Origin of the sequence: Streptococcus sp. 2741 (assembly GCF_013276315.1) — a bacterium.
In the GTDB taxonomy this organism is placed as follows: domain Bacteria; phylum Bacillota; class Bacilli; order Lactobacillales; family Streptococcaceae; genus Streptococcus; species Streptococcus pseudopneumoniae.
Window position 1 is genome coordinate 1 of record NZ_VMKU01000078.1, and the last position, 8,735, is coordinate 8,735.

General features: G+C 35.8%; 11 protein-coding genes. 4 read left to right on the forward strand and 7 right to left on the reverse strand.

Annotated features, from left to right (window positions below):
- A partial coding sequence (locus HT671_RS07940; RefSeq protein ID WP_188093811.1) for an XRE family transcriptional regulator occupies positions 1 to 596 on the forward strand: 596 nt, incomplete at its 5' end.
- Between the two features lie 462 nt (positions 597 to 1,058).
- On the opposite strand, the gene HT671_RS07945 is transcribed toward HT671_RS07940, so the two are convergent.
- Positions 1,059 to 2,267, reverse strand: coding sequence for an ATP-binding protein (locus HT671_RS07945; protein ID WP_138703342.1), 1,209 nt, complete (start codon positions 2,265 to 2,267; stop codon positions 1,059 to 1,061).
- 404 nt (positions 2,268 to 2,671) lie between these two features.
- Here HT671_RS07945 and HT671_RS07950 point away from each other — a divergent pair, with 404 nt between their 5' ends.
- Positions 2,672 to 2,848: a hypothetical protein gene (locus HT671_RS07950; RefSeq protein ID WP_000050747.1), complete on the forward strand. Its 177-nt coding sequence runs from the start codon at positions 2,672 to 2,674 to the stop codon at positions 2,846 to 2,848.
- Positions 2,849 to 3,239: 391 nt separating this feature from the next.
- Positions 3,240 to 5,453: a TIM-barrel domain-containing protein gene (locus tag HT671_RS07955; RefSeq protein ID WP_138703343.1), complete on the forward strand. Its 2,214-nt coding sequence runs from the start codon at positions 3,240 to 3,242 to the stop codon at positions 5,451 to 5,453.
- A gap of 221 nt (positions 5,454 to 5,674) precedes the next feature.
- Here HT671_RS07955 and HT671_RS07960 read toward each other — a convergent pair whose 3' ends face one another.
- From HT671_RS07960 to HT671_RS07985, 6 genes are read right to left on the reverse strand one after another with little or no spacing between them, the layout of a single operon-like run.
- The gene (locus HT671_RS07960) at positions 5,675 to 6,151 is read right to left on the reverse strand and encodes a glutathione peroxidase (protein WP_023941504.1); all 477 of its coding nucleotides are present in this window, start codon (positions 6,149 to 6,151) and stop codon (positions 5,675 to 5,677) included.
- On the reverse strand, positions 6,148 to 6,726 hold the full coding sequence (locus tag HT671_RS07965; RefSeq protein ID WP_023941505.1) for a DUF3278 domain-containing protein: 579 nt from the start codon (positions 6,724 to 6,726) through the stop codon (positions 6,148 to 6,150). The genes HT671_RS07960 and HT671_RS07965 overlap by 4 nt, the downstream gene beginning before the upstream one ends.
- A 26-nt stretch (positions 6,727 to 6,752) precedes the next feature.
- Positions 6,753 to 7,079 carry a hypothetical protein gene (locus tag HT671_RS07970; RefSeq protein ID WP_000839388.1) on the reverse strand — a complete coding sequence of 109 codons (327 nt, stop codon included), beginning with the start codon at positions 7,077 to 7,079 and terminating at the stop codon, positions 6,753 to 6,755.
- 10 nt (positions 7,080 to 7,089) lie between these two features.
- Complete coding sequence (locus tag HT671_RS07975; protein ID WP_138699288.1) at positions 7,090 to 7,332, reverse strand: hypothetical protein; 243 nt, start codon at positions 7,330 to 7,332, stop codon at positions 7,090 to 7,092.
- A 10-nt stretch (positions 7,333 to 7,342) separates the two neighbouring features.
- Entirely contained in the window at positions 7,343 to 7,885 is a 543-nt protein-coding gene (locus HT671_RS07980) for a DUF3278 domain-containing protein (RefSeq protein ID WP_000712340.1), read from the reverse strand.
- 15 nt (positions 7,886 to 7,900) lie between these two features.
- A complete protein-coding gene (locus HT671_RS07985) occupies positions 7,901 to 8,095 on the reverse strand; it encodes a helix-turn-helix transcriptional regulator (RefSeq protein ID WP_001082471.1) in 195 nt (64 codons plus the stop codon).
- A gap of 206 nt (positions 8,096 to 8,301) precedes the next feature.
- Between HT671_RS07985 and HT671_RS07990 the strand changes: the two genes are divergently transcribed.
- Positions 8,302 to 8,735, forward strand: a 434-nt coding sequence (locus HT671_RS07990) for a helix-turn-helix domain-containing protein (protein ID WP_172923116.1), incomplete at its 3' end; no start/stop codon positions are given.

Sequence of the window (8,735 nt, forward strand, 5' to 3'; positions counted from 1 at the left end):
ATTTAGAATATCTTTATAAAATAGAGGTAGAACGAAGCACTTTTCTAACATTAGAAGACCGAACTTACCTTGAATGGATTAAATCTATAATTGACTTCTATCAATATGACAGTAAGTGTGAGGCAATTTCGTCATTGGAAAATATATTATTAAAAGTCTCTTCAAATACTCTGATTTATTTAAAGGCGTTGAATACTCTATCTAATTTCTATTCCTTAGTGGGTCTTGAACAAGAATATGAGGCAAACTACTCTCATTTGATGGAGTTATATCAGACAAAAAATTTTGAGCATCAAGAGTTTTTATTTGGCTACATCAGAGTTCGTTACAACTACGCTCACTACCTAGTATCAAAGGAAAAATATAATGAAGCCATCCAAGAAGCTCTTGAGACTATCGAACTCTGTAAAGAGAGGCAAACAAGTTACCAACTAGCTCCCCTGCTCGTTCTCGTTGGAAATTGTGGAACACAATTCCTTGGCAAAGAACAAGTCAAAAATTATTATATAGAAGCAAGAGAGCTATGCAAGATTTATAACAATCCTTTAATGTTGATGAAGATAGAAAATTATTTGAAAGAATTAGATACTGTTTAGTTAATCTTGATATTGGAGTGTTACTTAAACATTAAATAGCCTGTAAGGCTGATAGTTAGATTAATACTATCAGCCTTATGATTATGTGACTATTAGTTCGTCTCGCTCCGTTAGGTGCGAGACAAAAAAACCACCCGCTATGCGGGTGCAGTTCATTCAACACCTGATAGTATGCGTTTTTTAGGGTTTTAAAGACTGATTGCTCAGTCTCTTTTTCATTATAATTCAGTTATAATTTAATCTTATTTGAGAAAGTGGGTGATGCTATTCTCTAATAAGACTATGATATTAATTTTTGATAGTACTTCCAGAAATTATAGATCCCCTTTCATCCCCAATTTCTATTTTCAAGTGTCCGTATTATATAGCGTATTCGAAGTTCACTATATCTTGTTAGGATTTGGGTAGAATCATTGATAACAGACTGTTGCAAATCTAGCTAGCTGCATGATTTATATTTATCTATTTTTCTAGTAACCAATCTATGATATTTTTCTTCTCAATACCATTGTAATTTGCTGTTGGCTGAATCGTATCCATTGTTAATAGATATTTTGGGAATTGATCTTTAATGGCTTCTAGTGGTCTAAGTTCTCTTTCTAGTGTTTCTGGAGCAAGTGTTGTTTCACTGACCTGATAATAAGCGTAGTGACCAAGATCAATTACAACAACAAAATCAACCTCATATTTATCTAAATTACCAACATATACTTGTGAATATCTACGTCTCAATTCCAAATACACAATATTTTCCAAGATATGTCCAATGTCTTCTTTGTGGTCTGGTAATAAGAGATGTCGTAAACCTAAATCAACGGGATAGTATTTTTCTAAGCGTTGTAATAATGCTCTGCCTTTTACATCAAAACGTGGAACGGAATAAAAAAGTAAACTGTCTGTCAAAGTCGTCAAATAATTTTCCAAAGTATTATGGGATATTGAAACATTTTGGCTGACTAGGGTATTGCGAATCTTATTTGTTGATATTAAGCTACTCGTACTACTGAGAAGGGTTCGGACAATGCGCTCAATAATAGTAGGATTTGGATTTCCCAATCTAGTGACAATGTCATTTAACAGTATGGAGTTATATATTCCTCTGAGATAGTCAATTTTTTCAGCGTAAGATGATGTTTGCAATAAGTAAGGGAAAGCACTAAAGAGATAATTGTTAAAAATTTCTGTTGTATTCAGATTCTCTGAGAGAGATTGACCTGATAGGTATTCTTCAAATGATAAAGGAAGAACCTCTATCTCAACATACCGACCAGTTAAGTTTGTTGCTAATTGGCTGCTCATAAAGTAGGCGTTTGATCCAGTCAAATAGAGGTCAACATTTGGTAGGATGAATAGGCTATCTGCAACTAGTTCAAATTTTTCAACATGTTGAATTTCATCTAAAAAGATATAGTATGTTTTCTCCCCAACTAACTGCTCTTTTATATAAGCGAATAATGTTTGAAAATGTCGCAGGTCATAGTAACTCAAATCTTCGAAATTGATGGATATAATCTGATCCTCGTCTACCCCAGTTGCTAGTAACTCTTCTTTATAGAGTTGAAAGAGAACAGATTTACCAGCTCGTCTAACTCCACTAACAACTTTGATGATTTGTCGGTCACGATGTCTTCTTAAAAAGTCTAAATAATGTGGTCTTTTGATATAGTTCATAATAGATACCTCAAAGATAGTATAATACAAATAGAAATTATTTTCAAATATTTAGAAATAATATTTAATTTGTTTGATTATTTCTAATTGTTTAGAAATAATATCTGGAACTATTTAAATATCTTCAAGATAGAAAAAGAAATTGTACTTGTTGATGTTGAATCATTTGTGTTAACAAGTCATTTAGAAGCATTTAAGAAATTAGTGAAATGAAAAACTCATGGCAGAACAAATTGTTGGGTATATGGTCTATTACTAACAACTACTGCTAGTTTATGAGATAGATATTTAATTATTCTCGGATAAATAGGATAAGCGTGCTGAAAACTTAGATATGACAAACAAAATAAAATTTTTAAAAGCTACAGAGAAACATGGTATAATGTATCTAAAGGAGGTAGCATATGTCCTTAGATATAGATAAAGAAAAGATGGCAATCATGGGAATAGCTTTTGAAAACCGATCCGTTTTTAAGAGTGTTTGGTATGCTTTAAGTACAAATATGATTGAAGGATGGCGACCTACGGTTAGTGATGTTGAAAAATTACGAGATGAAGCTCTTGCTCTGGGGATGACTTAATGAAGCGCAACTGTTATGAGTCTTATGACTATGTTGATCCGGATAATTTATATACCGATCCGGGTTCTTCAGTTCTAAGAAATAAGCAGGAAGGAAAAAAGCACGCGAGCTTGAATATCGTATGGTAGCAAGTTAGAGTTTGAAATTATTTGTCAATCCTATCTTAGTTAATAGTTTAAAAGTAGTTTGTTTCACAACTGCATAAGCTTAGAAAAGTTGAAAAGTGATAACTCTTTAATAAACTCTTGGTTTGTTAAAAGATATTTTGTCCACTACATTTTTTCAATTGACTATTATTTGTCATAGATAGAACATTGCATTCAGAATAATGAAAAACGCATCAAAAATGGTGCGTTCTGTTTTTATGCTACCATAAAAGGAGGACAACAAATTGAAAATTTTTAAGGGAGAGTTTTATCGAATCTCTGTATTAACAGACAAGTTAGTAAGGCTAGAATACTCTCAAACTGGAAGTTTTGAGGATAGAATGACACAACTTATCTATAATAGAGATTTTGGCCAAGTTTCGTTAGATTATATAGAGACACCAAACGTACTAGATATTATGACGGACTATTTTCATCTGCACTTTAATAAAGGAGAATTTAACGCCGAAAATTTATTTATAGAATTAAAAGGAAATTTTGCCGTATATGGTAGTCGCTGGTATTTTGGTGAATCTATTGAAACGTTAAAAGGAACAGCTCGGACTCTGGATGAGGCAGATGGAGCAATCTCGTTAGAAGATGGAATTATTAGCCGAAATGGTATAGCCTTATTGGATGATTCTCAAGGATTTATTTGGGATGAACAGTCTGGTTATATTGAGAGAGAAAATCAAATTGACCTGTATTTCTTTGCCTATGGGCATGATTATAGAGGAGCAATCAGAGACTTTTACCATTTGACTGGTTCAACACCCTTGTTGCCAAGATATGCTTTAGGCAATTGGTGGAGTAGGTATTGGCCTTATACGTCGGATGAATACTTGGATTTAATAGACAGATTTAAAACAGAGAACATTCCATTATCTATCGGTGTGTTAGATATGGATTGGCATATCACTGACATTCCAGCTCGTTTTGGAAGTGGCTGGACAGGATATAGTTGGAATAGAAACTTAATACCTAATCCAGAACAGTTATTGCAACAACTTCATGATAGGAAGTTAAAACTCTCCTTAAATGTCCATCCTGCTGATGGTATACGGGCTTATGAAGAAGCTTATCCTCAAGTCGCAAAACGATTGGGGTTAAATGTAGAACTAGAAGAACCTGCTATTTTTGATTTTTTTAATCCCTCTTTTAGGGAAGCTTACTTTAAAGATGTTCATTATGAGCTAGAAAAGCAGGGAGTAGATTTTTGGTGGATTGACTGGCAACAAGGGACACAAGGTATGTTGGATCCACTGTGGCTTTTAAACCATTATCATTATCAGGATAGTTGTAAAAATGCAGAAGGTGGCTTGATTTTATCAAGGTATGCAGGTCCTGGTAGTCACCGCTACCCTGTTGGTTTTTCAGGAGATACCATTATTAGTTGGAATTCCTTAAGATTTCAACCTTATTTTACAGCGACAGCATCAAATATCGGTTATAGTTGGTGGAGCCATGATATTGGTGGGCACATGCTGGGGGATTATGACGAAGAGCTACAAACTAGATGGCTACAGTTTGGTGTTTTTAGTCCGATTACTCGCTTACATAGTTCTAGAAGTCCCTTTAATAGTAAAGAACCTTGGTTTTTTTCAGAAACAACATCTAAGATTATGAAGAAATACCTTCGTTTGAGACATCAGATGATTCCCTATCTATACACTATGAATGTAAAGACACACGAGGAAGGTGCCCCATTAATCAGTCCAATCTATTATTTCTACCCAGAGAATGATGAGAGCTATAATGTTCCAAATCAATACTTTTTTGGAACAGAACTGATGGTGGCTCCCATTGTAGAGAAGATGGATTTGGCATTCCAATCTGCAAAAGTGGATGTATGGTTCCCTGAAGGTGAATGGTATGACTTCTTTTCAGAGAAAAAATATACAGGTGGTGTGAAGTTGAGTGTTTATAGAGACATTTCGACTATACCTGTGTTTGCAAAAAGTGGTGCAATCATTCCCTTGGTTGGTTCTGAGATAGGTATGGGTGTTGATTTACCTGAAGTTGTAGATTGGTATGTATTCCCAGGGAAACAACATTCTTTTGAAATGCTTGAAGATCAAAATGGTCAAAGATATAAAACAAGATTATCAATCGATTGGGAAATGGGAATGGTAGAGTTAGCATTACATGGAGATTCTAGTATCGTTCCAAACAATAGAAAACATAGAATTCATTTTAAAGGAACGAATGTGTCTATCATTGAATTGCCAAATAAGAATGATACAGCTAGATTTGAATGGAAAGATAATAAAAGGACATCCCTAAATGACGAAGTTTTTAGACTACTAAAGACGGCTTCTCTTCCATATGAATTAAAAGATAGATTGTTAAATCAATTCATCAATGCCAAAAATTCTCATGACTTAATGAATATCTTGCATCGTCAGGACGAGGAATTGAGAGGGCGTTTGTTGGAAATGATATTTACTAGCCAAAACTAATTGAAATAATTAGAAAGTCATTTGTTTAGTGTATATGAAGCTTCGGTATGGCATTTGTCATCATTGGTCACATTGAAAATGTGAAATAAGCACCTACAACATAGACTTTACAACACTTCATGTTTCATATCATGGGGTGTTTTTCTATTTAAGTCAAAGCCAATCAAAAAATCTCACTATTCATCAGGCTAAAAGAAACCTAATCATAGTGAGATTGTGAATTATAGTAATTTTTGTATCGCCTCTTCAATTTGTTTGGGGTCTGTTTTTGAAGAAAAGCGCTCAAAGACCTGCCCATCACGACCGATGAGAAACTTAGCGAAATTCCATTCGATTCGTTTTCCTAGTGGGCCAGATTTTTGGTCTGTTAACCAAACATAGAGAGGGTCTGTCTCCTTGCCGTTGACCTTAATCTTGGCAAAACGTGGGAAGGTGGTTTGATAGTTTAGGCTACAGAAGCTGTTGATTTCCTCTGAGCTGCCGGGTGCTTGTCCCATAAACTGATTACAAGGGAAGTCTAAGATTTCAAAACCTTGTTCTTGATAGCGGTCATAGAGTTCTTGAAGTCCCTGGTACTGGGGCGTTAAACCACATCCAGTAGCAGTGTTGACAACCAAGAGAACTTTCCCACGATAGGCATCTAGTGGAGTTTCTTGATTGTCTTGGTTCAAGACTGAAAAATCGTATAGTGAAGTCATTGCTTGCTTTTCTCCTTCTGTTTGGTATTTTTAGGAGTTTTCTCCTCCTGTAGGGATAGAAAGCCGTAGGTCAGGGTTCCAAAAATGCTACCGATAATCAGGCCATACATTAGGAAAGGAACACTTTTATCGAATTGCACGAGCAACTTCCCAAAATCTGAAAAGGACATCTGCTGAACGAAGACTTTATGAAAGATGAGTAGGGTAAAGAGGCCAATCTGAAGGCCGATAAACACAATCCAGCTTCGGAATTTGATTTGGCCTTTGCTGTAGGTTTTGAGGACAATTTCTGACTTGTCATCTTTTTCCAGCTGGAGTTCTTTGACGACTCTTTGAGTTTTTAAAGTAATGAAAAAAATGAGTCCAGAGTAAACGTAGGGCATGGCATAGCGAACGGCTTCTATGAAGCGTCCAAATAACAGATAAAACAAGAAGAGGAAGAAGGAAGAATAAACGATTTGGACCATGGAACGGGCACAGGCTTTGTAGATAATCTCTTGCCGGCATTCATCAAAAGGGCCTTGGATATGAAAGAGATTTCGAAGTAGGCGAGTGGTGAAGTCTTCTTTTTTCATGTTAGTAATCTCCTAGATGAGTGGTTTTACTGACTTTCTTTTACGAATTGATAGAGATAATAAAGATAAGTGATAGAAGAAAGGCTAGCGATAGTCAGCAGTAAATAATATTTCCAACCGCTTGAGATGAGCATCAGTTGTGGTAAAGATAGAATCATAAAGTACAGTGCTAAGTTGAGTATGCGTGTTTTTTGGGAGTCAATCTTTAGATAAGTTAGCCCTTTGTTAAGTGCTGGAATAAAGACTAGCCCGAGGAATATCTCGCTGATTGGCAAGTTCCCTGAAACGATGATGAAGATGAGCAGGGAACTGAACAAAAGATGATAGGTAAGTAAAGTTACTAGTGATTTCATAAGGCACCTCCTAATCCTGGTCTTTTTTAGCTCTTGCAATACGAAGTGAGTCGACAATATGTATCATCACCCCGAAAAAGAAAGCTCCCAGTATAGTTTTAAAAATATGTTTTGTATTTAGAAGAGAACTGATAAAATTTGGATTTTCACTTGTTAGGGTATCAATGAGTGGAATTATAAAAAATATCACTGTTCCATAAATCGAACCTGCTTTCATACCAGGATAACGTAACTGTTTCTGTTCTTTTTTCATGAGTTTCCTCCTAATCATTATCCTGATTTTTCTTGGCTTTTGCAATGCGACGGGAGATGATAATTTGTATAATCACTCCGAAGAAGAAAGATTGGAGAATACTTGAAAAAATATTTTTAAAAGTGAGAAGAGACTGAAGATAGTCCTGACTCTCACCTAGCAGTATATGGAGAAGAGGGGTTGAAAAAAAACTCATTAATCCATAGAGTAGACCTGCTTTCATACCAGGGTAGTGTAGTTGCTTGCTTTCTTTCTCGCTCAGCATATCTGGATCAATAGCTGTAATCCCTGTTTTTTTGGTTTGGGAGAGCACATAGAGAGCAGAAATCATCGAAATGCCGAATACCACAAGAGGATAGCCGATAGCGACAATTTGTGGGTATTTATAAGCGAGGACAAAGGGGATGAGATTTCCAAATGTCATCAGATAAAAGAGGATGATAAAGACTTGATTGCCAATACGATCAGCCTCGCGTCGTTTGTGTTCATCAAGTGGTCCTGAAATGCCATAAATGCGTTTGATCAGTTTTTCCGTGAAGGTTTCTTTTTTCATAAGTTTGCTCCTTTTTTAAAAATTATCCTCCCAAAAGAGACTGTTGAGGTCAGTTTGGAGGCTGCGGGCGAGATTGAGACAGAGTTCCAAGGTTGGATTGTACTTGTCGTTTTCAATCATATTGATGGTCTGTCTCGAGACACCGATATCCTTGGCTAGTTCTAGCTGGGAAATGCCCAGTTCCTTGCGAAATTCTTTCACACGATTCATCTGGTCTCCTTTCTGATTTATGTCGTATATATTTGACTATATTATATTCTTTTAAATATAAAGTGTCAAGTATTTTTGACATATTTTTGAAGAAATAGTAGTCTCCTTGTCCGATTATCACATTAAAATGAAAGCTCTTCTAGGCATAAGAAAACACCTCTGAGTTATACTTGTTGTTCAATCACAAACACAAGAAAGGCACAGAAATGCAAAACCATTATACTACAAAAGCCAAACATTTGACAATCGATAACCGTCGCTTAATCGAACGATGGAAAAAGGAAGGGAAATCAAATAGAGAAATTGCCTTTCTGCTTGGAAAAGTTCCTCAAACTATCCACACTGAAATCAAGCGTGGGACAGTCCGACAATGTCTTGGAAAAGGGTGCTTCAAAGAGGTTTATTCTGCCGACTATGCTCAACAGTCTTATGAAAACAATCGCAAGCGCTCGGTCAAGAAATCAAGCTTGACCAAGGAACTAAAGGAAAAGATTCTCCACTATCATAACCAAAAATTTTCGCTTGATAAGAAACAGGCTAGCACCAACTTTAAACCTGCTGGTCAATCCATCGAACAGCGGCCTGAAGCTATAAATCTTCGCTTGGAGAATGGGCATTATGATACTCAATCATTTTCAAA

Bases quoted from the DNA above. Each gene is read 5' to 3' on its own strand.
- HT671_RS07960 (WP_023941504.1), bottom strand. From the start codon at position 6,151: ATGACTTCACTATACGATTTTTCAGTCTTGAACCAAGACAATCAAGAA.
- HT671_RS07980 (WP_000712340.1), bottom strand. From the start codon at position 7,885: ATGAAAAAAGAAACCTTCACGGAAAAACTGATCAAACGCATTTATGGC.
- HT671_RS07970 (WP_000839388.1), bottom strand. From the start codon at position 7,079: ATGAAATCACTAGTAACTTTACTTACCTATCATCTTTTGTTCAGTTCC.
- HT671_RS07975 (WP_138699288.1), bottom strand. From the start codon at position 7,332: ATGAAAAAAGAACAGAAACAGTTACGTTATCCTGGTATGAAAGCAGGT.
- HT671_RS07965 (WP_023941505.1), bottom strand. From the start codon at position 6,726: ATGAAAAAAGAAGACTTCACCACTCGCCTACTTCGAAATCTCTTTCAT.
- HT671_RS07985 (WP_001082471.1), bottom strand. From the start codon at position 8,095: ATGAATCGTGTGAAAGAATTTCGCAAGGAACTGGGCATTTCCCAGCTA.
- HT671_RS07950 (WP_000050747.1), top strand. From the start codon at position 2,672: ATGTCCTTAGATATAGATAAAGAAAAGATGGCAATCATGGGAATAGCT.
- HT671_RS07945 (WP_138703342.1), bottom strand. From the start codon at position 2,267: ATGAACTATATCAAAAGACCACATTATTTAGACTTTTTAAGAAGACAT.